Annotated in this window: 18 protein-coding genes and 2 tRNA genes; 18 read left to right on the forward strand and 2 right to left on the reverse strand. The window is 43.8% G+C overall.

Annotated features, from left to right (window positions below; translation table 11 throughout):
* The first annotated feature begins 34 nt into the window (after positions 1-34).
* From ACFQ3Q_RS04435 to ACFQ3Q_RS04500, 14 genes are all read left to right on the forward strand, one after another.
* Entirely contained in the window at positions 35-526 is a 492-nt protein-coding gene (locus tag ACFQ3Q_RS04435) for a nuclear transport factor 2 family protein (protein ID WP_380743329.1), read from the forward strand.
* A gap of 134 nt (positions 527-660) precedes the next feature.
* Complete coding sequence (gene mutS / locus ACFQ3Q_RS04440; RefSeq protein ID WP_380743332.1) at positions 661-3,282, forward strand: DNA mismatch repair protein MutS; 2,622 nt, start codon at positions 661-663, stop codon at positions 3,280-3,282.
* A 104-nt stretch (positions 3,283-3,386) separates the two neighbouring features.
* Positions 3,387-3,459, forward strand: a tRNA-Gly gene (locus ACFQ3Q_RS04445).
* 80 nt (positions 3,460-3,539) lie between these two features.
* Positions 3,540-3,625, forward strand: a tRNA-Leu gene (locus ACFQ3Q_RS04450).
* 165 nt (positions 3,626-3,790) lie between these two features.
* Positions 3,791-4,951, forward strand: coding sequence for a histidine decarboxylase (locus ACFQ3Q_RS04455; RefSeq protein ID WP_380743334.1), 1,161 nt, complete (start codon positions 3,791-3,793; stop codon positions 4,949-4,951).
* A gap of 206 nt (positions 4,952-5,157) precedes the next feature.
* On the forward strand, positions 5,158-5,952 hold the full coding sequence (locus tag ACFQ3Q_RS04460; protein ID WP_380743336.1) for a DNA methyltransferase: 795 nt from the start codon (positions 5,158-5,160) through the stop codon (positions 5,950-5,952).
* Positions 5,952-7,097, forward strand: coding sequence for a hypothetical protein (locus tag ACFQ3Q_RS04465; protein WP_380743338.1), 1,146 nt, complete (start codon positions 5,952-5,954; stop codon positions 7,095-7,097). The genes ACFQ3Q_RS04460 and ACFQ3Q_RS04465 overlap by 1 nt, the downstream gene beginning before the upstream one ends.
* A 3-nt stretch (positions 7,098-7,100) precedes the next feature.
* The gene (locus ACFQ3Q_RS04470) at positions 7,101-7,718 is read left to right on the forward strand and encodes a hypothetical protein (RefSeq protein ID WP_380743340.1); all 618 of its coding nucleotides are present in this window, start codon (positions 7,101-7,103) and stop codon (positions 7,716-7,718) included.
* A 10-nt stretch (positions 7,719-7,728) separates the two neighbouring features.
* A complete protein-coding gene (locus ACFQ3Q_RS04475; RefSeq protein ID WP_380743342.1) occupies positions 7,729-8,385 on the forward strand; it encodes a restriction endonuclease in 657 nt (218 codons plus the stop codon).
* Between the two features lie 57 nt (positions 8,386-8,442).
* Positions 8,443-9,441 (forward strand): DNA adenine methylase, encoded by a 999-nt coding sequence (locus ACFQ3Q_RS04480; protein WP_380743344.1) that lies wholly within the window; start codon positions 8,443-8,445, stop codon positions 9,439-9,441.
* Positions 9,442-9,639: 198 nt separating this feature from the next.
* Positions 9,640-10,155, forward strand: coding sequence for a DUF4494 domain-containing protein (locus ACFQ3Q_RS04485; RefSeq protein ID WP_380743345.1), 516 nt, complete (start codon positions 9,640-9,642; stop codon positions 10,153-10,155).
* Between the two features lie 96 nt (positions 10,156-10,251).
* Positions 10,252-11,397: a saccharopine dehydrogenase family protein gene (locus ACFQ3Q_RS04490; protein WP_380743347.1), complete on the forward strand. Its 1,146-nt coding sequence runs from the start codon at positions 10,252-10,254 to the stop codon at positions 11,395-11,397.
* Between the two features lie 45 nt (positions 11,398-11,442).
* Entirely contained in the window at positions 11,443-12,582 is a 1,140-nt protein-coding gene (locus tag ACFQ3Q_RS04495; protein WP_380743349.1) for an amidohydrolase, read from the forward strand.
* Between the two features lie 132 nt (positions 12,583-12,714).
* Complete coding sequence (locus ACFQ3Q_RS04500; RefSeq protein ID WP_380743351.1) at positions 12,715-14,403, forward strand: mechanosensitive ion channel family protein; 1,689 nt, start codon at positions 12,715-12,717, stop codon at positions 14,401-14,403.
* Positions 14,404-14,407: 4 nt separating this feature from the next.
* Here the strand turns inward: ACFQ3Q_RS04500 and ACFQ3Q_RS04505 are convergent, their stop codons facing one another.
* Complete coding sequence (locus ACFQ3Q_RS04505) at positions 14,408-15,085, reverse strand: M15 family metallopeptidase (RefSeq protein ID WP_380743353.1); 678 nt, start codon at positions 15,083-15,085, stop codon at positions 14,408-14,410.
* A 119-nt stretch (positions 15,086-15,204) separates the two neighbouring features.
* Positions 15,205-15,510 (reverse strand): hypothetical protein, encoded by a 306-nt coding sequence (locus ACFQ3Q_RS04510; RefSeq protein ID WP_380743355.1) that lies wholly within the window; start codon positions 15,508-15,510, stop codon positions 15,205-15,207.
* A gap of 284 nt (positions 15,511-15,794) precedes the next feature.
* Here ACFQ3Q_RS04510 and ACFQ3Q_RS04515 point away from each other — a divergent pair, with 284 nt between their 5' ends.
* The 4 genes from ACFQ3Q_RS04515 to ACFQ3Q_RS04530 all read left to right on the forward strand — a co-directional run bounded on the left by ACFQ3Q_RS04515 (position 15,795) and on the right by ACFQ3Q_RS04530 (position 24,197).
* Positions 15,795-16,568 (forward strand): XRE family transcriptional regulator, encoded by a 774-nt coding sequence (locus tag ACFQ3Q_RS04515; RefSeq protein WP_380743357.1) that lies wholly within the window; start codon positions 15,795-15,797, stop codon positions 16,566-16,568.
* Between the two features lie 116 nt (positions 16,569-16,684).
* On the forward strand, positions 16,685-19,456 hold the full coding sequence (locus ACFQ3Q_RS04520; RefSeq protein ID WP_380743359.1) for a helix-turn-helix and ligand-binding sensor domain-containing protein: 2,772 nt from the start codon (positions 16,685-16,687) through the stop codon (positions 19,454-19,456).
* 239 nt (positions 19,457-19,695) lie between these two features.
* On the forward strand, positions 19,696-22,722 hold the full coding sequence (locus ACFQ3Q_RS04525; RefSeq protein WP_380743361.1) for a SusC/RagA family TonB-linked outer membrane protein: 3,027 nt from the start codon (positions 19,696-19,698) through the stop codon (positions 22,720-22,722).
* Between the two features lie 11 nt (positions 22,723-22,733).
* Complete coding sequence (locus tag ACFQ3Q_RS04530) at positions 22,734-24,197, forward strand: RagB/SusD family nutrient uptake outer membrane protein (RefSeq protein WP_380743363.1); 1,464 nt, start codon at positions 22,734-22,736, stop codon at positions 24,195-24,197.
* The last annotated feature ends 3 nt before the right edge of the window (positions 24,198-24,200 follow it).

Raw genomic sequence — 24,200 nt, forward strand, 5'->3', positions numbered from 1 at the left:
CCTTGGGTTCTATTGAAAATAAAAATCAGAAATTATGAAAAAACTAATCCTTTTAGCCCTGGTGATCACAATGGGTATGAATTGCCGGGCCCAGGAGACAAGTGAACGTTATACCACCTCGTCTCCCTTAATTGAAAACACGAAAAAATATTTGGCAGCTTATGAGAACCAGGACTGGGACACCTGGATGATGCAGTATACAGACAGCAGCAAGATCTATCACAACACCTGGGAAAATGCGAGAATGCCCGAGGAGGCTTTGAAGAGCCATAAGGAGCTGCTCAGCAATATGACTTCCTATGAATTTCTTGATGAACCTATCTTCTATGAACAAATAGTGGATGATGAGGGCAAGACCTGGGTCTATATGTGGGGCATATGGAAAGGGACGCTTAAGGGCAGCGGCGAGACCATAAAGGTTCCCGTACATCTGGCCCTTTGGTTCAAGGACGGAAAGAACGTTGAAGAATATGGTTTTTATGATACCTCTTCGCTGATGGCGGCAATACAGAAGAACCAGAATTAAATACCCCGCAAATTGTTAGATTGCAGAAACAGCCCCGTCTTTTTTAAGGAGACGGGGCTGTCTTGTTTAACAAATAAATTTTTAAATAAAATACAGGATTGTCTACTTTAGCAGCTACTTAAAAAACCGAAAACGTGGCAGCCAAAAAAACTCCCAAAGTAACCCCATTAATGCAGCAATATTCAAGCATCAAGGCCAAGTATCCCGATGCTATGCTCCTGTTCAGGGTGGGGGATTTTTACGAGACTTTTGGCGAAGATGCCGTGAAGGCCGCACAGATCCTGAACATTGTTCTTACCAACAGGAATAACGGAAGTGAGCGCACCGAGCTTGCAGGCTTTCCGCATCACTCCCTGAACACCTACCTGCCGAAACTGGTCAAGGCCGGGCAGCGGGTTGCGATCTGCGATCAGCTGGAAGACCCCAAGATGACCAAGAAGATCGTGAAACGCGGGGTGACCGAGCTGGTGACTCCCGGGGTGGCATTGAGTGACGAGGTGCTTCTAAGCAAATCGAACAACTTTTTATGTGCCGTTCATTTCGGTAAGAAGATTCTTGGAGTGTCCTTTCTGGATGTGTCTACGGGTGAATTCCTGACGGCACAGGGAAACAGGGAATATATAGATAAGTTACTGCAGAATTTCAGCCCAAGCGAGGTGCTGGTTCAGAAGAAGTTCAAGAAAGATTTTTCCGGAAATTTCGGGGAAGACTTTCATATTTTCGGGCTTGAAGACTGGGTGTTCAAAAGCGATTTCGCCTATGAGACCCTGAACGGGCATTTTGAGACAAAGTCTCTGAAGGGCTTTGGTGTGGAGCACCTGGAAGAAGGGGTGATCGCTTCTGGAGCCATCCTGCATTACCTTGCAGAGACACAGCACAATAAACTGCAGCATATCTCGGCCATCAACAGGATAGCCGAAGAGGAATACGTGTGGATGGACCGTTTTACCATCCGGAACCTCGAATTATATCATTCCACAGCCGCCAATGCGGTGACCCTGCTGGATGTGATCGATAAGACCATCTCGCCTATGGGGGGCAGGCTTTTAAAGCGATGGCTGGCCCTGCCGCTGAAGAATGCCGAAAAGATCAAAAAACGCCACGCCGTGGTCGAATTCCTCATCAATAATCCTTCGGTATTGCAGGAGATCCAGCAGCATATCAAAAAGATAAGTGACCTGGAACGCCTGATTTCGAAGGTGGCGACGGCAAAGGTGAGTCCGCGGGAAGTGGTTCAGCTGAAGAACTCCCTGGAAGCGGTGATACCTATCAAGGAACTCGCGCTTAATTGTGAGGATGAGGCGATAAAAGCTATTGGCGGAAAGCTGCACAGTTGTGAGCAGGTTAGAGGCAGGATAGGGGAAAGCATCAACGAAGAGGCTCCTGTGAATGTGCAGAAGGGCAATGTGATCGCAGAAGGTTTTTCAGAAGAACTCGACGAGCTTCGAAAGATCGCTTTTTCGGGGAAAGATTACCTGGATAATATGCTGGAGCGCGAAAGCAAGGCTACCGGCATCAGCTCGCTGAAGATAGGGAACAACAATGTTTACGGATATTATATAGAGGTAAGGAATACACATAAGGACAAGGTGCCGGAGAGCTGGATAAGGAAACAGACCCTGGTTAATGCCGAGCGTTATATCACCGAGGAGCTGAAGGAGTATGAGGCCAAGATCCTTGGAGCCGAAGAAAAGATCCTGCAGCTGGAACAGCAACTGTTCTCAAAACTGGTGCTGTGGATGGGAGATTATATTCAGCCCGTGCAGCAGAATGCCCAGCTGATCGCACAACTGGACTGCCTTTCGTCTTTCGCACAACAGGCCAATACCGAAAACTACTGCAGGCCGGAGATGGAGGACACTTATGGATTAGACATTGAAGAAGGCCGCCACCCCGTGATCGAAAAGCAGCTTCCCATCGGAGAAAGCTATGTGACCAATAACCTGAAGCTGAACCGGGATGAGCAGCAGGTGATTATGATCACCGGGCCCAATATGAGTGGTAAGTCGGCTATTTTAAGGCAAACCGCCCTGATAGTGCTGATGGCACAGATGGGAAGTTTTGTGCCCGCCAAAGCGGCGCATATCGGGATGGTAGATAAGATATTTACAAGGGTAGGGGCCAGCGATAATATATCTATGGGCGAGTCTACCTTTATGGTGGAGATGAACGAAACGGCGAGCATCCTGAACAATATTTCAGACCGTAGCCTGGTGCTGCTGGACGAGATAGGCCGTGGAACAAGTACCTACGACGGGATCTCGATCGCCTGGGCCATAAGTGAATACCTGCACGAACATCCGGCCCGGCCAAAGACCCTGTTCGCCACGCACTACCACGAGCTCAACGAGATGTGCGAACGTTTCGAACGCATTAAGAACTTTAATGTTTCGGTGAAGGAACTCAAGGATAATGTGTTGTTTTTACGGAAACTTGTTCCCGGGGGCAGTGAGCACAGTTTCGGGATACACGTGGCCAAGATGGCCGGAATGCCGCTGCAGGTGCTGCACAGGGCCAATAAGATCCTTAAAAAGCTCGAAAAATCGCACGCAATGGAAGATTCGGGGGAGATCCTGAAGAAGTCGGCGGAAGAGGAAATGCAGCTGAGCTTCTTTAATCTTGACGATCCCTTGCTGGAGGAGCTCAAGGAGGAGCTTCTAAATATTGATATAGATACACTTACGCCGGTAGAGGCTTTGATGAAGCTGAACGAGATCAAGCGGCTGCTTGCCAGCAAGGAGAAAGCGCGGGCTTAGGCGGTATATTTTTATAAAAAAATCTTTGCTATTATAAGATTTGTATTAAATTTGCATCCGCAATCAGAAGTTGCATCCCGCCTGTCGGGAAGTTCTTAAAAAACGCGAAAATAGCTCAGTTGGTAGAGCGCCACCTTGCCAAGGTGGAGGTCGCGGGTTCGAATCCCGTTTTTCGCTCTGAAAAGCGAAAAAGTTTTCCTGGGGTCGCCGGGTTCTCCCGAGGCTTCGGGACCGTTTTTCGCTCATTTATAGTCTACGCTCGGATGGTGGAATTGGTAGACACGTTGGACTTAAAATCCAATGGACAAATGCGTCCGTGCGGGTTCAAGTCCCGCTCCGAGTACTGAAACCCTCTATGTCTTTTTGATTTAGAGGGTTTTTTGTTTTTGTACTTCTCTTTCCCGGGTATTCCGTCATAATTCTGCTTCCTGTTCAAATTTAAACCCAATTCCTACGTCACTTCCTATGGAATAATTACTTTCGCGCAAATTTTCAAAATCCATCAAAAATGGCGGTGACAAAGAGGAATTTAGCGGAAATTGACAGAGAACGTCTGGAAAATTTAAAGAAGAACCTGGGCTCTTCCCGGGATACTTTCCTTGGGTACCCTGTGTCTAAAGACTTCGACTACTCTGAGCTTACTCCCTTTTTGCAGTACCCGATCAACAACCTTGGTGATCCTTTTGAAGACGGTACCTGGAAGGTGCAGACCCACGAGATGGAAAAGGAGGTCGTGGCCTTTTTCGCCAGGCTCTTCAGGGCCCGGGCTAAAGATTACTGGGGCTATGTCACCAACGGCGGGTCTGAAAGTAACCTGTATGGACTTTACCTGGCTCGCGAAATGTATCCCAAGGCGATGGTGTACTATTCCGAGTCTACACACTACAGTGTGCGGAAGAACATTCATCTGCTCAATATCCCGAGTATCGTGATCAGGTCCCAGGAGAACGGGGAGATAGATTACGAGGATTTCGAGAATACCCTCAGGATGAACCGGCACAAACCGGCCATCGTGCTTACCACCTTTGGGACCACGATGAAGGAAGCCAAGGACGATGTGTCGCGGATCAAGGGAATACTGAGGAATCTTGCGGTGCAGGATCACTATATTCATTGTGATGCCGCCCTTTCGGGTACCTACGGGGCTTTTATGGAACCCAGGCTGCCTTTCGATTTTAAGGACGGGGCCGACAGTATTTCGATCAGCGGCCATAAATTCGTGGGTTCACCCATTCCCTGTGGGGTGATCATCACCAAAAGAGGGCACCGCGATCGCATTGCCAAAGGCATATCGTATATAGGCTCTCTGGATACCACCATCACCGGTTCCAGGAACGGCCATAGCCCGCTGTTTCTCTGGTATGCCCTGAAGCAACTGGGGGAAGAAGGCCTGAAGGCACGCTACCTAGAAGGTCTTGAAGTAGCCGAATACTGCAAGGCACGGCTTAATGAAATAGGGGTTGAAGCCTGGGGCAACCCGGGCGCGCTTACCGTGGTGATGCCACGTACACCGGAATCGGTGAAGCAGAAATGGCAGCTGGCTACCGAAGGCGAGGTCTCCCATATTATCTGTATGCCCAATGTGACCAGGGCCCAGATCGATGAATTTATTGAAGATCTTTTGGTAGCTGAAGATCCCGAGGATGAGGATTTTGAGATCGATCTGTAAAAAGGAATTATTATAAATAGAAGCCTTATTGATCTATAGATCAATAAGGCTTTTTTTATGCTATGTTGTGAGTTGTTTGTACTTGGGAAAAAATAGTTTTCAGGTTAATGGTTCACCTTTGCTTTTTATTCTTTAAATAACAGAAATCTATTTTTCACGTTTTATTAACTTTTTCTAACTTGGACCAAGTTCCCTGAGCAATCACTATGAAGTACAATAACCTCAATATTAAAGAATGGAAAAAGAGCGACATTAATGTCGATAGTCTTTGGTTGATAGATCAACGAGAAAAGTCAGGAAAGCATTCTAATATTTATCACGGAAATTTTATTCCCCAAATTCCTAATCAATTGATCCGAAGATATACCAGGGAAGGAGAAATTGTTTTAGATCCATTTCTCGGAAGTGGGACCACTCTTTATGAATGTGAAAATCTAAACAGAAATTTTATAGGCTTTGACGTAAATGAAAAAATTTTCAATTTCGTTGAAAATCAGATGCAGGATCAGTCTAATATTGAATATGAAATAAGGATTACTGACGTAAGTAATCAGGCGGAATTTCAATCGTCAATGGACTCATCTTTAAAATCTTTAAGAGCTGATAAAGTGCAGTTTCTTCTCATGCATCCTCCATACTTAGATATAATTAAGTTCACAGAAAATAAAGCTGACTTATCTCAAATTTCAGACGCTGCTTTATTTCTGGCTAAAATGATGGATGTGACAACCAACTGTTTAAGCTTTTTGGAGAAGGATAGATATTTTTCAGTTGTAATTGGGGATGTCTACAAAAATGGGGAGGTTATACCGCTCTCTTCTTTATTAATAAATGAAATTAAAAGTAAGTTCAAGGTAAAACTTAAAGGGATAGTGGTTAAAAATATCGCCGGGAACAGGGGAAAACAAGGAACAGGAGGGATTTGGAAATACCGTGCTTTAAATAGTGATTACTTTATTTTTAAGCATGAATATATTCTGGTATTTAAAAAGATGTTTTAATGGCGACCCATATATTAACTGTTAATGAGACTACATTCCCTATCCACCTCAGGTATATGTTTATAGGAACTGGAAAGAATGGATCTCCACATCAAACAGGAGCCTTGGCCGATATTTTTAGTATTAGGGAAGGGGATAACATCATTTTTTATGTGATGCAAAGGGGATTCTTTGGGATCTTTAAAGCTACAGGAGAAGTCTTTTATGATTATGAATCTTACGATGGATATCACCCCCAGTATCTGAATGATGACCTGGGAGGCAAGACTCTTACTTACAGAATGAAGATTGAGCCAAATGAAGTGTATGAAAATTATATTTCCGAATGGGATATGATGGAAAACCCGGAGAATATAAAGGATAATTCAATTTTTAATTTACAGTGGTCCTGGATTTTTAAAAAGTTAAAAGGGAATAGGGGGTGCGTTTCCATCGATGAAACCGAATTTGAACTATTTCAAAGCAACCTTGCTAAAAACAACAACACTATAGCAAAGAGTGGGTGTTATGATTATGTAAATGGAAAAATTAAGTCCTTAAACACGGGTGTTCTATATCACGAGGAATGCACTACCAAACCGCCTAGGTCTGTTGAAAGGCTAAATAAAATTTATCGGGAGGAGGATTTAAGAATATTGTTTACGGCGTATGCGAATAATCACGGGGTTCTAAATCAAGTTCTAAAACCTCATAATAATGGGAACGTTAATTTCATAGCTAATGAAATTGCTTGCTCCTTCAGTGAAAGAAGAATGGATCTATTGTTTGGGACAGATCAGAATAATTGTATTCTAATAGAATTAAAGAATGATTTTCTTTTCAATGAAAACATATATAATCAAATCCAGGAATATTCTCGATGGATATCTGCTTATAAAGATTATACTGAAATCATTCCTATTCTAATTTTAAAATCTCCCCGACAGGTCCGTCCATCAAGAAGAGGTAAATATTTTAAATTCCTCTCTGAAAATGATAAACGTGAAAATAATTTTTCACCTTGGTATAAAGCCATGATTGAGAAAATAGAAAACGGGAAAAAGGAATTAAGCAATGAAGGGATTAGAAAAACTGCCGATTTGCAAGTATATTTATTTGAAACCGGATCTGGTAATGAACTTATTAAATTTAACCAACTTTTCTAAGTAATGGATCTGGAACGTCTTGAAAGAGAGCTTAAGAAAAGGCTGGATTATCCCTATCGGTGGGGTAGGAAACAATCGGATTCCTGGGATCGAGATACTAACTTTATCTATAAAACCTATAGTTTTAGACGTCTGTTGGAACGGATTAATAATCTTGATCCTGATGTACGTGATTATGCTCTGAATAGATGGTATAATTACTGGTCAGCAATGGGGGCGGAATATATCTTTTCTTCTCAAGGGCGGGTGACCCCCAATAAGAATGTCTATGATAAGTTAGTGGATTTCACTATACAGCGAATTCCTTTCGATCATAAGACTTCAGTTTTTCCAAGAGGCTTTGAACAGAGTATTGGTTATGCCATAAATCATAAAAAGGAATTGATTGAATGGTTATATAATAACCAAAGTCAGCAAGGAAGGAAGCACCTCAAAAATAGAATGTTTATTGTTTTATATGATTCTTCAGGTCAGCATTGGAAAATGAAATCTGAAATAGAACTAATAAAGCAGTCGATAGAGGGTTATATGACTAAATTTTCAGAGGAAAATCTTATAAAGATTGCTGTAAACAGTGAGGTTATTTTGTCTGATATCATTTGGATCATTAAAAATGACTAATCAATTATCTATGAAGAATAAAAGCTGGAAAAAAACCTTTAAAAAGGGAAGTAAGGCCTATCAATTTTTAGAACTAGCCAATCCTAATGAGGACGGTATTTCCAGGGTTGTAGAAGTTTCTGAGTTTACAGGATCTTACTCTAATCTTAAATTCGGGAATGGGGCCGACTGGGCCAGGAGATCTTCTCTCTTTCAACGGGTTTTTAAAGTTGAATTTATAAAAGCAAATAGTCCGGGGTTTCCAACTATAGCCATAAAATTAAATGGATATAAAGAAAAATTGAGTTCTAATGTCCAAACAATTCATCCCAAAATAAAAAAGGAGCTGGCCAAAAAGAGATGTATTATTTTAGGGACTACAAGGAGCTGTGACCATAAAACCGAGGTAGATCATAAAGACGGAAGAAAAGATAACCCCAGGGTAATGAATCCTAAAACACAAAGAATAGAAGATTTTCAGCCTTTAAGTAAACCTGCGAATGATGCTAAACGTCAATTTTGTAAAGTATGTGCTAAAACCAATCAAAGATTTGACGCAAAACGATTAGGATATACAACTTCCTTTATTCAGGGTGATGTGGAATATACTGAAGAGCTAGGTTGTATAGGTTGTTACTGGTACGATCCTATAGCTTTTAGACAGGCATTCGTCCTTAAAAAAGAATGATATTTTTCCAAGCCTGTTTGCTCTTTATCTTTATTTTTGCATCGCTCAAACTCATCTATGAATTATATCGGTTCCAAAAATAAACTAAGTGCCTTCATTCAGGAAAATATAGAAACTGTAGCAGGAAGAGATCTTTCAAATAAAGTCTTCTGCGACCTGTTCGCAGGTACCGGTATAGTTGGACGTAACTTTAAGACTAAAGTTAAGAAAGTTATTAGTAACGATATTGAGTATTATAGTTATGTTTTAAACAGAAACTATATAGGTAACCATTTACCTATTCAGGAGAAAGAATCCTTGTTAAGTCAGCTAAACAGCCTTGAGCCTGTTTCAGGATTTATCTATAGAAATTATTGTCTGGGAGGACATGGTGAAAGACAATATTTTAGTGACGAAAATGGAAAGAAAATAGATGCCATTCGCACAAAAATTGAGGCTTGGAAGGAATCAGGAGAAATTGATCAGTCCACGTACTATTTTTTATTAGCCAGTTTATTAGAAAGTGCCGATAAAGTCGCAAATACGGCGTCCGTTTATGGGGCTTATCTGAAGAAACTGAAGAAGTCTGCTCAAAAATCCCTTCAGGTTGAAGCTGCTCACTTCGATGAAAATGAGAATACGCATGAAGTTCATCATATGGACAGCAACTTGCTAATTGAAAAAATTCAGGGTGATATTCTATATCTTGACCCTCCCTATAATTCAAGGCAATATGGAGCTAATTATCACCTGTTGAATACTATTGCCCTATATGATGATTTTACTCCAAAAGGGAAAACGGGTTTAAGAGACTATAATAGATCGGAATATTGTAGTAAAGCTTCAGTTTTGAGAGCTTTTGAGGAATTAATTGCCCAAGCCGATTTCGAATATACTTTTCTAAGCTATAACAATGAAGGATTAATGTCTTTAGGGCAAATTGAAGAAGTAATGTCCAAATATGGCCGTTATCATTTAGTATCAACAGAGTATCAGAGATTTAGAGCCGATAAGGAGAAGAACAGAAATCATAAAGCAAACAGCACTGTTGAATACCTTCATATTTTAAAAAAGTAATTTTTTGAACCCGGAATTATATGGGGGCAAATTGAAGAAATTTGACAGGGGAATATTCGTCTTTCCGTAAAACACAGAAGCTCAGCTCTTGAAAGCTGCCGGGTTCGCTCTTGGATAAAATTGTGAATATCTATCTGGAAATTATCCGCCCTTATTTTTTCTAAGGTCTATATTTGGCGTCCCAAAAAAATCAAAGATATGAGCGCAACCTGGTACGAATGCAAAGTGAAATACAGGAAGACCCTGGAATCGGGTGAACAGAAAGTGGTGACAGAGACCTATCTGCTGGACGCGGTCTCCTATACCGAAGCAGAGTCGCGGATCACCGAAGAGATGAAATCCTACACCAGTGAGGAGTTCTTAATTACCAATATTAAGGTAGCCAGGCTCGCAGAGGTGCACCCTTTTGAGAATTCCGATCGCTGGTTCAAGGTGAAGGTGGCCCTGATCGCTTTTGATGAGGACAGCGGTAAGGAGAAGAAATCTAATATCTACCTGCTTATCCAGGCGAACGATGTGAAGGAAGCCTTTGAGAATACCGAGCAGGCGATGCAGAACACTATGGGGGAATATAGCATCCCAACAATTTCCGAATCTCCTATTTTAGATGTATTCCCATATTTTGACGGGGAAGAAGCAGTTGAAGAAATTTCCGATAAGGATAATACCGAAAAAGCAGAGCAGGAAGTTGAGGAAGCTGCTGAAGTTTCCTGATCTTAGAAGCATATAATTCCGGCCATAAGAAAGAAGCCCGCCAATAAGCGGGTTTTTTTGTGCCTGAATATTAGGTTAAAAGCCTTAAATTTAAGTATGAATACGAAGGCCAACATCATAATTGCCGGTGCCGGGGGGATCGCGGAAGCCGCCGGCCTGCTTTTAATGGAATGGAGCCGGGTAAAACCCGGGCTTTTTATTGGGAACCGTAACCTGCCGAAAGCAGAGACCCTTGCCGAATGGATCGAAAAGGGCACCACCCGGCTTTGCAATGTGAAGGCCTTTCATCTCCCTGAATCCGGTGTGCCCGAAGCGATGAAAAGCATCCTGGAAGAAGGGGATATCCTGCTGGACTGTCTCCCGGGCAGCGAGGCGCCAAGAATGGCCCGGCTGGCAAAAGAATTTAAACTGCATTACGCCAATCTCACCGAATATGTAGCTGAAACCAATGAGATAATGTACCTGGCAAAAGGCGCCGATACCGGATTTGTGCTGCAAACGGGGCTTGCCCCGGGTTATATAGATGTGCTGGGGAATGGCCTGTTCCGGGATTTTTGCCGGGATCATCGGGTGGAGACAGCAGACAAGCTGGAATTAAAGGTAGGCGCGCTTGGCAGGAATGCCATAGCTCCTCATTTTTATGCTTTTACCTGGAGCCCGGTTGGGGTGGCCACCGAATACCTGAAAAAGGCTGAGGTGATCCGTGACTTCAGGAAGACCCGGCTTTCGGCTTTGTCGGAAAGGGCCAGTATCATTATTGACGGGATCACTTATGAAGAAGACCTTACTTCAGGAGGAGCTGCCGACCTGCCTTCAGCCCTGGAAGGAAAAGTACGTACCCTCGATTATAAGACCCTGAGGTTTCCGGGGCACTATGCCTGGGTAGACCGGCAGCTCAAAAACCTGGAAGGAAAGGCCGATAGTATCTCCCGGCTTCAGCAGAAAATGCAGGATGCCATTCCGCATCTTGAGGACGACCAGATTATTCTTTATGCCGCCGTAGAGGGAAAGGATGCTGAAGGGATCTTACGGAGGAGAGAGGTCTCCAAAAAGATCCTTCCTCAAAAGGTGGGGAAACATATGCTCAGGGCCATCCAGACCAGTACGGCTGCGCCTTTACTGCAGGCAGCACAGCTCTTGCTTGAAAGCTCCCATCGCGGGATCATCCTCCAAAGCCGGATAGACCCGGTGAAATTTCTGAACGGGGAGTTCATTCGTCCCGTGTATGGCGGTTATAATTGAAATGAATATTCCCTCAGCATTGAGAAAAAAACTATCTTCGAACTTATGCTAGAAGGACTAAAGCAACTAAGAAAGGAACTACATCAAAACCCGGAGCTTTCGGGGCAGGAGGTAAAAACCGCCGAACGCATCCGGAAATTTCTTGAAAAGCAAAGCAGCGCCAGGCTGATCTGCGGAATCGGGGGCCACGGGCTGGCCGCGGTTTTCGACTTCCCGGAAGAGGGGCCTTCTATACTGATACGGTGCGAGCTGGATGCGCTTCCTATCGAGGAGGAAAACAAATTTGGGTACCGCTCTGTGTGCAAAGGCGTCTCTCACAAATGCGGGCACGACGGGCATATGACCATCGTGGCCGGCCTCGCGATGTGGCTAGAAAAGCAGGACTTTAACGCAGGGAAGGTCATTCTTTTGTTTCAGCCTTCAGAGGAAACCGGGAAAGGGGCTTACGCGATGCTGAAGGATCCCAAATACGCCGAATTAAAAGCAGATTATGCCTTTGCCCTGCACAACCTGCCCGGGGAAGAGCTTCACAGCATTATAAAAACAGCACCTGCCTTTTCTTCCACCGTGCAAAGCCTGGCCATTCACCTGAAGGGGAAACAATCCCACGCCTCCGAGCCCGAGAACGGAATAAATCCCGCGATGGCCGTTGCGCAAATCACCACGGCCTTCGCAGAGCTCAACCAGGGGGATATCAAGAAGCCTGATTTTGCCCTGCTCACGCCGGTTTGTATAAAAATGGGAAGCGTAGATTACGGAATTTCTGCCGGAACGGGGGAAATGCATTATACCCTGCGCAGTATTTCCGAAGAAAAAATGGAAAACCTGAAGACAGATCTGTTGAGGCTGATTTCAGAGGTCTGTGAAAAGGAGAAGCTTAAATTCACCACAGCGTGGTTCGATTATTTTCCCGCGACTATGAACGATGAATTCTGTAACGAAATGATCGCAACGGCTGCTAAAGAAAACGGCCTGAAGCTGATTGAAAGAGCTTACCCCAATAAATTTGGCGAAGACTTCGGCTGGTTTTCCAAAGAGACCCGGGCGGCGATGTTCGGCCTGGGGTCGGGAACAGCTTCCCCGGCACTGCATCATTCCGATTATGATTTTCCCGAGGAGATCATTGAAAGCGGGATCGCGATGTTTTCGAAAATTATATGCCAGATACTTTCCCGGCCAAAATAAATACCAGCTCAGTCGTGGATTTTCTCTTTGGTTTTTAGCCGAAGCAGGATCCTTAGAATGCACCCGGATTAAAATTATGGGCTTCGTTAATTTTTATTTAGTAATTTAATATCCAACTAATCAATTACTTCGATGGGGCTCAGGCTGTTTTTGATCATACTTTCCACTTCCGTCTTATCTTATTTTCTTCAGCAGGATCAGGAAGAGCGGGAAAATGTAACTGTAGAGGGTGATTCTTTAAGCCAGGTCACTCCTGGAGATTCCCTCGCGAAACAGGGGCACCCGGTGCTTTTTGAAAAGGATACGCTGTATGTTATTTACAAACCCATAGGTCCTTTCACTGCAGAAGACCGGGCCGCGAACACCAACCGTAAACTGGAAGCGCTCTATAAGGCCGAAGTGATCGATTCTTCAGACTTCAGCCTTGAGAAAGCCGCCGACCTGATCAACATCCGGTATAAGGATGAGATCCTTGCCAGTGTGACCAATGAGGATGCCGAGAAAATGTCTTCTACCAAGGAGCAGCTGGCGGCGGAATATTTACAGCATTTTAAGGAGGCTGCCATTGCCAACCTTAAGGAAGAGCGGTGGCTAAAGGAACTTACCAGGATTGCCCTCCTGCTCCTGACCATTGTCGCATTCTTTTTTGCGATCAAATTCCTTAATAAAGGCTTCAATTACCTGATAGAAAAATCGGTTCAAAGCAGGGCCAAGTTCATAAAAGGGCTAAAGATCAAGGATTACGAGCTTATTTCGGTAAAGCGGGAACAACTCATCATCCTGCAGGTACTAAAGGTTTTGAAATGGGTGATCATCGTATTCCTTATAAGTCTTACCCTGCCTACCTTATTCAGTATCTTTCCTGCCACCGAAAGTCTGGCCCATACCATTTTCTATTATCTTCTGAACCCGGTTAAGAAGTTTGGTTCAGCGGTGATAAGTTATTTGCCCAACCTGTTTACCATAGTGGTGGTGATCGTCATTACCCGCTATATTCTGAAATTCCTGTACTTTCTTTCCAGGGAAGTCGAACGGGGGAAGCTGGAGATCCCGGGGTTTTTCCCGGACTGGGCAAGGCCTACCTTCAACCTGTTGCGGGTGGTGATCTTCGCTTTCGCGTTTATTGTGATCTTCCCTTATTTGCCGGGAAGCGATTCTCCGGTATTCCAGGGAGTAAGCGTGTTTCTGGGATTACTGATCTCTTTGGGTTCCTCAACGGCCATTGGGAATATTATCGCCGGCCTGGTGATTACCTATATGCGGGCCTTTAAAATAGGAGACCGCGTAAAGATAGGAGAGACCACGGGTGACGTGATCGAAAAGACGATGCTGGTGACCAGGGTAAGGACCATTAAAAACGAGGAAGTCTCCATTCCTAACTCCTCAATTTTGATCGGCAGCACCATAAATTACAGTGCCAATGCCAGCGAGGTGGGACTGGTCGTGCATTCAACCGTCACTATAGGTTATGATGTTCCCTGGAGGAAGGTGCACGAGCTGCTTATTGCAGCGGCACTGGAAACAGAACTTATCAAAAAGGAGCCCACGCCTTTTGTATTCCAGACCAGCCTTGATGACTATTCGGTGAGTTACCAGATAAATGCCTATACAGATCAGCCGGGAATGATCGCCAGGATAAAATCAGACCTGCATCAGCATATCCAGGACGCTTTCAATAAAGCGAATATTGAGATTCTTTCTCCCGGGTATACTTCGGTTCGCGATGGAAACAGAAGTACAACTCCTGAAGAAAACTTACCAAAAGATTACAAAAAGCCGGGTTTCGATGTAAATGTGGGCAAACCCGATAAAGGAGAGTAGTTTTCTATTTCACCTCAAAGTTGAAGTAGGTATCGGGGTAAGGCTCGTTCCTTAAGGTATAGTGCCACCATTCCTCAGAATATGGCCTGAAACCCTGTTTCATCATTGCGTTTTTCAGTAACTCCCTGTTTCCCTTTTGCTTTTTGCCGATCTTGCTGGTGTTGTGATGAGAGATGTCCCCGAAGAAGTCGTAGGGACTGCCCATATCGATTTCTCTTCCGGTTTCCAGGTCGATGATGGTAAGGTCTACGGTGCTTCCTCTGGAATGGCCAGATCTTGAGGCGATATACCCAAGCTGAAAAAGCCTGTTCTTTGCAACGTCAGGGTAAAATTCGGCTTTTGCGAGGGTATCCCCGGGCTTGGAGGCCCAACTCACAAAATGATCTACCGCCTGCTGAGGCCTGTAAGCATCAAAGATCTTCAGGCCATAACCTTTTTTCTTTAAGTCTTTTTGAACCAGGCACAGGGCCTGGGCAGCGGGTTCACTCAGGATCGCTTCAGCTTTTTTATAGCCGGTAACCGGGCGCCCCATAAAATTATGATCGCCTGCATAACGTATCTCATAGGCTACACCGGGAACGGCTTCCTTTACGTGTATGAATCCTTCAGGGAGTGGGCTGTTTTGGGCCTTAAGAGGAGACAGGCTTAAGAGTAAAAAGCAAAGACTAAAAAGGAATTTCATTTATTCAGGTGTTTTTGGGAAGCCTAAAATTACAATAATCTGAATTATCCAATCTTACATAAAACTTAAAAAGCCATCCGGGTTGCAGATGGCTTTTGTTATAATTTAATGTTCAACCCTTATTCACAGGCTTCCGGTTCCCGGAACTGGTATTCCTGTATCTGTTTCATCAGAAACGGGAATTCATTCTTCAGGAACATATTCTTGGAAAGAATGAACTGCAGGTCTTCGGCTTTTTCTATCTGGCTTTCTCCCAAAAGCTGTCTCTTAATATTAAAATGCTCATACCATATTCTTATCACCTTGTCCTGGTAAACCGCTTTCAGTTTGATTCCCTTGGAAGAATACAGGGCACGAAAACTATTGGTTCCCTCATCGGTGATCTCAAATTTCACGGCTTTAAGAAAGTTAAGTATCTGGTTCATCTCATTTACGTTTTTTTGTCATCTTCAGTGGTTTTTAACCTGCTGAAAATGAGTTGTTGTTCAGGGCGAAAATTGGCGCTTGCAAAAATACTATTTGCGCAGACTCCTCGGTCAATTTTAACACCTAAAATCATCTGTTTTTCAGTGGGGAGAAATTACAATTTCAATGCCAGAAGTTTTATGCTTCCGGAAGTTTATTATGTCAATTAATTATCAGGAATAATTTTGGAGTTATTCCATAAATTTTATTTTTGTATTGGAATTATTCCTAAATTAGCGTCATTATGGGAACACCTGGATCTATTGAAATTAAGCACTTTAAGGAAGTTCGTGAAGAACATAACTACACGCAAACCGAGTTTGCAGACTTGTTGGGAATTAAGAACTCCACTGCCGATATTGAACGCGGGCGCACCAAGCTCTCCGGAAAGGTGGTGGCCGAGTTGTTACGTCAGTTCGGGATCAATCCGCTATGGCTTTTTGGTGACAGCGGTCAGAAATACCTGCAGCTTAGCAAAGGCGACGTTAGCCCGAAGGTGGTAACCGTAGATAGTGCCGATAATGAGAATATCGTGATGGTAAACCAGAAGGCTGCTGCCGGATACCCGCATAATGTGCAGGATGTGGAGTGGTATCATCAGCTTCCGGCATTTGATATTCCGCTTCCGGAATTTCGCAATGCTACCTACAGGGGCTTTCAGATAGAAGGTGACAGTATGCTGCCAAATTATCGTCCTAACGAATGGGTTTTAGGAAAGGCTGTTGCCGGTCTTGAAGAAGCCAGTAATAATCGCGTTTACGTGGTGGTGCTATATGATTCGGTGCTGGTTAAGAAACTTCAGAAGCTGCCCGATCCTTCCAAGGTCCTGCTTATAAGCTATAATGAAGAATACCTGCCGATAGAAGTTAACGTTAACGAGATACAGGAGCTTTGGCAGGTGAACAGCAAGCTTACCTTTAATTTAGACAATCCCTCGGAAAGTGGGCTTTTCAGAGAACTCCAGGAATCTATGGAAGACCTGAAGCGCGAATTAAGGACTTTTAAAAAAGTGCAGTAAATACATTGGCAGGATCATATTAAGTGTAACCTGTTTTTTATTCAAAACTTAATAAATCAGAAGGCTTTCGCGCTAGTCGGCTAAAATTGATATTTTTACGCTTCAGTCAGACCAATATGCGAAAATACTTTTTCCTCTTTATTTTCTTCATATCCTTCGTGGGGGTAGCTCAGGAAATGCCTCCGATCTCAAATTTCGATACCAAGACCTATTCGGCAGGCAACCAGAACTGGATGCTTTCCCAGGGACCGGACAGGCATATTTTTATCGCCAATAATCTCGGCTTGCTTGAATACAATGGGGAGCAGTGGTCTTTAAATGAAGTGCCCGATGGCTCTGCAGTGCGTTCAGTACTGGCTTTGGAAGACAGGGTGTATACGGGATCCTATATGGACTTTGGCTACTGGGAAAAGAAAAGGACAGGCTGCCTGGAGTATCATAGCCTGGAAAAATATCTGAAGGAGGCGGAGATCCTGGATGGGGAGCAGTTCTGGCATATTGAGGAATTTGGAGATTATATCGTCTTCCAGAGTCTTAGGCGGCTTTATAACTATAACCGGGAAACCGGAAGGGTTAAAGTCATTGAGGCCGAAGGAACCATTTCCAACCTTTACAAGGTAAATGAGAATCTCTATTATCAGGTAGCCGAAGTTGGTCTCTTTACCATAAGAAGGGGAGAGGCAGAGCTGTTTGTTTCCAATGAGCTTATCAATAACAGTCCCATAGTCAGCCTGTTTTATGAGGAAAATGGCAGAATTCTGGCGGTAACCCGCGATGACGGGCTTTATTATGCAGAACCCGGGAATTGGGAAAAGAAGGAACTGGATGAATACCCGCTTTCGGAAAGTATTTTTTCAGCAGAGCGCCTTAATGACGGGACGCTTATCCTCGGGACCATAGGCGGGGGCCTTTATATTATAGATGGAAAAGCTGGCCGGCTTAAACTATCGCAACCGGTCATCCTGAATAACACCGTGCTTTCTGTGATGGAAGATAAAGAGGGCAATATCTGGTGCGGACTTGATAACGGTCTCAGCCTTATCAATATGGACAGCCCGTTCAGGCTTTTTACCGATACTTACGGGGAAATCGGGACGGTTTACTGCAGTTATGTAAAGGATGGCCTGAAATACCTCGGAACCAACCAGGGTTTATATTATAACCGGCTTGGCGCCAATGAAGAGTTTAAGATGGTTCCCGGGACCAGTGGCCAGGTTTGGAGTATAAATGAAATTGAAGGGGTGCTTTATGTGGGGCACGATCTTGGGACCTTCAGGATCAATGGAAATAAAGCGGAACAGCTTTTTGACGGCCTCGGAACTTGGGAAGTCAAAAAACTGGGGAATGGGATCCTGCAGGGGCATTATAACGGGATCAGTTACAATATGGAGAATGAACTGCCGCGCTATTTTGATGATTTTGACCTGTCTTCCCGAAACCTGGTAATCGAAAATGACTCAGTTGTATGGGTTGGTCACGATCACAAGGGGATTTTCAGGCTTAAGCTGGATGAGGATTATAAGAGGGTGATCGCAAAAAAGAATTACCCGGTATCCTATGAGGAAAGACTGGGGTTGAAGGTTTTTAAATTCAGGGATGAGATCTACTATTCAACAGAGAATAAAGTCTACAAATATTTTTCGGCCGGGGATAAATTCACTTCAGATAATGAACTGAACAGCCTGACCGAAGATAAGCCAAGGATCAGCGGTATTTCCCGGGTGCTTGATGATAACACCTGGTGGACCTTTGGGAAAGACAATCTTTATTATGTGAAGGCCGATGTCTTTCAGGATAAACTTATAAGCAAGACCGTACCTTTGCCGCTGGAATACCGAAGTATTGCCCGTGGTTTTGAGAATATTTCGCTAATAGCAGAACAAAGATATCTGGTTGGTTCTAATGTGGGTTATGCGGTATTTGACCTTCCTCTCCCGGAAGGAGAGACGCGTAAGCTTAGTATTAACCTGGTGGAAACCGCTCAAAACGGTACTTCATATACCCCGGCTGATCTTGAGACCGAAAAATTATCGCTTCCCAATGAGACCAATTATCTGAATTTTGGTTTTAGCGTTCCCCATTACGGGAAGCTGAATGATCTTAAATACAGCTATTTTATTGAGAATTATTCTTCTTCCTGGAGTGACTGGAGTTCAGAGGGGAGTGCAAATATTAAAAATCTTCCGGCCGGGAATTATGTTTTTAAGGTAAAGGCGAAATATAATAACAAGGTCACCAATACTGCCAGTTATGCTTTTGTTATAGCGCGCCCCTGGTATCTCTCAAACCTGGCCATCATGGTGTATGTTCTGCTTCTTATCGTGCTTATATACCTAGTGCATTTCTTTTATACACGGTATTATAAGAGACAAAGGGACAAGCTTATAGAAAAGAACAGGAAGAAACTGGAGATCAAACAGCTGGAGTCTCAGCAGGAGATCATCACTCTTAAGAACCAGAAGCTTGAGGCCGATGTGGAATCGAAGAACAGGGAGCTTGCTGCTTCTACAATGAACCTTATCAAGAAGAATGAATTTCTTACCGACCTGAAGAATAAACTTGCTTCTGCCGAAAAGAAGGAAGATATTAGGGAGGTGATCAAAATTATAGATAAGGACATAGCCGAGAAGGATAACTGGAAGCTGTTCAAGGAAGCTTTTGATAATGCCGATAAAGATTTCCTTCAGTCGGTCCAGAATGCGCATCCTAATTTAACTTCCAACGACCTGAAATTATGTGCTTATTTAAGGTTGAATTTATCCTCAAAAGAGATCGCTCCACTGCTCAATATTTCGGTGCGCAGTGTCGAGATCAAACGATATCGTTTGCGTAAAAAGATGGAATTAGACCACGATCAGGGTCTGGTAGAATACATCCTTACGTTTTAATACCTCAACAGAAGTCCTTTTCTCCTCAACATTACCTCAACATTCAGCTAATCTGGTGGATTTCAGCGGTTAATTCCGTTTAGCCAAAACCTTCTGTTTTCTTTAGTTTTAGGTGCCTTAAAATGAAATATTCCTAATTTTTTGCTGCTTTTGTTCGGATGTATACGAGGTGTAGAGGTGGGTTTTATTTGCTCTTAACATTTAATTAATAGATTGAGATCAAATAAAATCATCAACAAATGAATAGAACACTTTTACTCTTTTTACTATGCTTTGCATCCATTTCTGCATTGCATGCTCAAACCTTTTCGGTTTCGGGTAATGTAAAAGAAGCCGAAACAAACATCCCGCTTTTGGGAGTGAACATTATAGTGAAAAACACCTCGAACGGGGTGGTGACCGATTTTGACGGGAACTATACTATAGATAATGTTTCTCAGGGGGATGTACTCGTATTTTCTTATGTGGGGTATACCACTAAGGAGGTTACAGTTACAGACCAAAGGCTCATCAATGTTACTTTGGAAACAGATTCGCAGGCTCTGGAAGAGATCGTTGTGATCGGGTACGGTACCCAGCAGCGTAAGGATATCACCGGGGCGGTGTCTGTGGTAAATAACCAGACCATTGAAGATCTTAAGCCCATTAAAGTAGAGCAGGCCTTACAGGGAACTGCAGCCGGTGTAAATGTAACTCCGGAATCAGGTGCTCCGGGATCCGGGATCAATATCAACATCAGGGGGATCGCTTCTAACAGTGAGAACGGACCTTTGGTGCTTATTGACGGATACCAGGGAGATCTTGGTACGCTTAACCCTAACGATGTGGAGTCTATCTCCATTCTTAAGGATGCTCAGGCGGCTATTTATGGTATTGCCGGTGCTAACGGGGTGGTGTTGATCACTACTAAGTCCGGTAAAAAGAATACCGCTCCCCAGGTAATTTATGATTCATATGTGGGCCTCCAGGAGACTTCGAGAAAGATTCCGTTGCTAAACGCAACTGAATATGCACTACTGCTGAATGAAAGTTATGCCAATAACGGCCAGGATTTGCCTTATCCTAATGTGAGTGGTTTGGGAGAAGGAACCGATTTTCAGGATGAGGTATTTGATACATCTCCTATAATTAGCCATAACCTGACACTTTCGGGTGGATCTGAAAGGGTAACTTATTCGGTTGGAGGTTCACATTTATATCAGGAAGGTATTGTAGGTGCAGAGAAATCTGATTTCAGAAGAAGCACTGCCCGTTTTAACCTCGGGATCGATATCAGCGATATGTTCGATTTCAGCGCCAATTCCATCTATACCAGTATAGATCGTCGTTCCATCAACGAGAACGGTTTGGGATCTGTATTGTTTAACGCCCTGAACATCGCTCCTACTTTTGGAATTGATGAGGAAGACCTTGACGGAACATTGGGTAATGAGATCATTAACCCGCTTTCTCAAATTGAAAATACTTTTAACGATTATAACCTAAGCAAGTTAAACGGGTCTGTAAAGTTAGACTTTACGCCCCTGGAGGAACTTACCTTTACTTCAAGACTTGGATACAGTATGGCTGTTAGCAAGGGAAAAGACTTTGCACCTATCATCAGCTACGGATCTGGTAAGGTTTTCAATAACGTGCGCAGCCAGGTGAACCAGAACAGGATTAACGATAACAGTTATACCTATGACCTTTTCGGGACTTATGAAAATACCTTTGCCGATACCCACCATATAACGGGTACTGCAGGTATGACGGTAATACGAAACTGGGGAGACGGGCTATACGCCACAGGCTATGATGTGCCAAATAACTCCTGGGAGTTTGCCGATATCAGCCTGACAACGGGAACCAACGACGGACTAAACAACAGCGCTTATAAATATGATATCAGGAAACTTTCTTTCTTTGGTCGTCTTCAGTATGACTATAAAGGGAAATACCTGGTTTCAGCAATGTTGCGTCGTGATGCTTCCACAAGATTTGGTCCCGGTAACAGGGTAGGGTATTTCCCTTCAGCTACCGCGGGATGGATACTTTCTGAAGAAGATTTTCTTGCCGGTTCAGAGGTGATCTCCTTCCTGAAATTAAGAGGAAGTTACGGGGTGCTTGGTAATGACGAGGCCGGAGGTGCAGAATTCTACCGTTCTTTATTAGACGGGGAAGCCACTTATGTGCTGGACGGAATGCTTGTGAACGGTACTGCCCTTGGTAGACTTTCTAACCCTGCTTCCGGATGGGAAGAGGCTGAAAAGACCAATATCGGGATAGACCTTAGACTTTTCAATAACAAACTTGATATCACGGCTGATGTTTTCCGTGAAGACAGGAATGACCTGCTGATCGCCGGGATCCCGGTATCGGGTATTTTTGGCGGCGGAGCACCGGGTTCCGGAGCGCCTACCATCAACGCCGGTACTACCAGAAACCAGGGTGTTGAATTCTCTGTTAATTACAAGCAAAGGATCAACGATGACTTCAGGTTCAATATCGGGTACAATGCAACTTTCCTTGATAACGAAGTTACCGAGGTTAACGGAACAGATTTCTTGCCGGGAGGTCAGTTCGGAGTAGGTCAGCCGCAGCCTTCAAGGTTCGAGGCCGGATTCCCGATCGGGTATTTCTACGGATATAAGACCGACGGTCTTTTCCAGACCCAGGCTGAAGTAGATGCTCACCCTTCTCAGGAAGCGCTTGGAGCCCAGGCCGCACCCGGTGATATTAGATATGTGGATATTAACGGCGATGGGGTAATAAACACCGAAGACCGTACTAATATAGGAGACCCTATTGCAACTGCAACTATGGGACTTAACCTTAATTTTTATTACAAGAATTTTGATTTTACCGCCTATACCTATGCTTCTTTAGGAAACGATATGGTTAGGAACTATGAGAGAGCCCAGCCTAACGTGAACCGCCACGCTTATGTGCTGGACAGGTGGACAGGTCCCGGAACCAGTAACGAGGTGCCAAGAGTGACCACAGGAGCTACTTCAAACATGGCATTTTCAGACTACTATGTGGAAGATGCTTCTTACGCCAGGATCCAGAATATTCAGTTAGGTTACACTCTTCCGGAGAATACCCTTAGCAGTATTGGAGTAGATAAACTAAGAGTATATGCTTCGGTAAACAACCTGTACACCTTTACAGACTATAAAGGTTTCGATCCTTCGGCATCTACTGGAGAAGCCATTGGAGGCGGAATTGACTACGGATTCTATCCGGTGCCAAGAATATTTTTAGCCGGATTAAATCTTAACTTTTAAAAAACAGCGTGATGAAGATAAACAGTATAACTATAAAGAGCCTGTTCCTGCTACTCTTACTGGCAATAAGTTTTGGATGTAGCGAGGAATATCTTGAAAAGACAGAAGAGTACAATATAGACTCTGAAAACTACTTTAACTCTGAAGAAGATTATTACAATGCACTTATAGGAGCTTATGATGTGCTGCAATCTACCTATGTGAATGTAATGCTTGGGGAGATTGCCTCAGACAATACTTTAAGTGGGGGAGAGAGCGCCACCGATGTGATAGGTTTCCAACAGGTGGATGAAATGACTCACACCCCGGTGAACGATAACCTTGATGATATATGGGACTGGAACTTCGCGGGAGTGCAAAGAGCAAACTATATCCTGGAATTTAAGGATAAGACCGATTTTGAGGGCCGGGATATGATTATTGCCGAAGCCAGGTTCCTTAGAGCTTACTTTACTTTTGAACTTGTAAAATGGTTTGGGCCTATCCCTATTAAAGGAGATGAGCGCTTTGTGTTGGGAGATGAGAACTCCGTACCACGTGCACCGGTTGATGAGGTGTACACTCAAATTGAAAATGACCTCTTGTTTGCTATAGAAAAACTTGGTTATACAGCTCCTCAAACAGGGCGTGCAACAAAAGGAGCGGCCCAGGCACTTCTAGGAAAAGCTTACCTGTATCAGAATGAGTTTGATAAAGCTGCTCCTGTATTCACCAATTTGATAGAGAATGGGCCATATGCCTTATCTGACTTCGCTACTCTTTTCGAGCAGGAAGGAGAGAACAATATAGAGTCTGTATTTGAGGTACAATACACAGGAGAAGAAGGTGCAGGTTTCGACTGCCTTCAGTGTAGTGAAGGTAACGTAGCCGTAGGATTCCAGGGCATAAGAAATTACAGCGGGCCCTTGTTTGAGCCTGGCTTCAGCTTTAATGTACCTGTTCAGGAAGCTTATGATATGTTCAGCGAAGATGATATAAGAAGAGATTACTCTATTCTTGATATCGAAGCCTGGGCAGAGGAGACCGGGGCTACTTATGCCGAAGGTTACAAACACACGGGATACTTCAACCGTAAATACCTACCGCGTAAGAACGATAATGCCGGTGATGCTAACCTTACTCAGCCTAACAATTACCGCGCAATTAGATATGCAGATGTACTGCTTATGGCTGCTGAAGCCCTGAACAGAGGCAGAATCAGCGATGAGCGTGCAAGAATTTACCTTAATGAGGTACGGGAAAGAGCCGGATTAGACCCTGTTGAAGTTTCAGAAAATAACCTTACTGAAGCCATCTACGATGAAAGAAGACGTGAACTTGTAGGGGAAGGTCATCGTTTCTTCGATCTTGTGAGAACAGAAAGAGCTGCCCAGAATATCGAAGGTTTTACAACCGGGAAAAATGAATTATTCCCTGTGCCTTTAGAGGAGATCGAATTTTCTGAGGGTAACTGGCAACAAAACCCCGGATACTAATAA

This window comes from Salegentibacter chungangensis (assembly GCF_042678405.1).
GTDB classification, from domain to species: domain Bacteria; phylum Bacteroidota; class Bacteroidia; order Flavobacteriales; family Flavobacteriaceae; genus Salegentibacter_A; species Salegentibacter_A chungangensis.

Coding starts and splice junctions, on each gene's coding strand:
- ACFQ3Q_RS04435 (WP_380743329.1), top strand. CDS start 35: ATGAAAAAACTAATCCTTTTAGCCCTGGTGATCACAATGGGTATGAAT.
- ACFQ3Q_RS04455 (WP_380743334.1), top strand. CDS start 3,791: ATGGCGGTGACAAAGAGGAATTTAGCGGAAATTGACAGAGAACGTCTG.
- ACFQ3Q_RS04460 (WP_380743336.1), top strand. CDS start 5,158: ATGAAGTACAATAACCTCAATATTAAAGAATGGAAAAAGAGCGACATT.
- ACFQ3Q_RS04465 (WP_380743338.1), top strand. CDS start 5,952: ATGGCGACCCATATATTAACTGTTAATGAGACTACATTCCCTATCCAC.
- ACFQ3Q_RS04470 (WP_380743340.1), top strand. CDS start 7,101: ATGGATCTGGAACGTCTTGAAAGAGAGCTTAAGAAAAGGCTGGATTAT.
- ACFQ3Q_RS04475 (WP_380743342.1), top strand. CDS start 7,729: ATGAAGAATAAAAGCTGGAAAAAAACCTTTAAAAAGGGAAGTAAGGCC.
- ACFQ3Q_RS04480 (WP_380743344.1), top strand. CDS start 8,443: ATGAATTATATCGGTTCCAAAAATAAACTAAGTGCCTTCATTCAGGAA.
- ACFQ3Q_RS04485 (WP_380743345.1), top strand. CDS start 9,640: ATGAGCGCAACCTGGTACGAATGCAAAGTGAAATACAGGAAGACCCTG.
- ACFQ3Q_RS04490 (WP_380743347.1), top strand. CDS start 10,252: ATGAATACGAAGGCCAACATCATAATTGCCGGTGCCGGGGGGATCGCG.
- ACFQ3Q_RS04495 (WP_380743349.1), top strand. CDS start 11,443: ATGCTAGAAGGACTAAAGCAACTAAGAAAGGAACTACATCAAAACCCG.
- ACFQ3Q_RS04500 (WP_380743351.1), top strand. CDS start 12,715: ATGGGGCTCAGGCTGTTTTTGATCATACTTTCCACTTCCGTCTTATCT.
- ACFQ3Q_RS04505 (WP_380743353.1), bottom strand. CDS start 15,085: ATGAAATTCCTTTTTAGTCTTTGCTTTTTACTCTTAAGCCTGTCTCCT.
- ACFQ3Q_RS04510 (WP_380743355.1), bottom strand. CDS start 15,510: ATGAACCAGATACTTAACTTTCTTAAAGCCGTGAAATTTGAGATCACC.
- ACFQ3Q_RS04515 (WP_380743357.1), top strand. CDS start 15,795: ATGGGAACACCTGGATCTATTGAAATTAAGCACTTTAAGGAAGTTCGT.
- ACFQ3Q_RS04520 (WP_380743359.1), top strand. CDS start 16,685: ATGCGAAAATACTTTTTCCTCTTTATTTTCTTCATATCCTTCGTGGGG.
- ACFQ3Q_RS04525 (WP_380743361.1), top strand. CDS start 19,696: ATGAATAGAACACTTTTACTCTTTTTACTATGCTTTGCATCCATTTCT.
- ACFQ3Q_RS04530 (WP_380743363.1), top strand. CDS start 22,734: ATGAAGATAAACAGTATAACTATAAAGAGCCTGTTCCTGCTACTCTTA.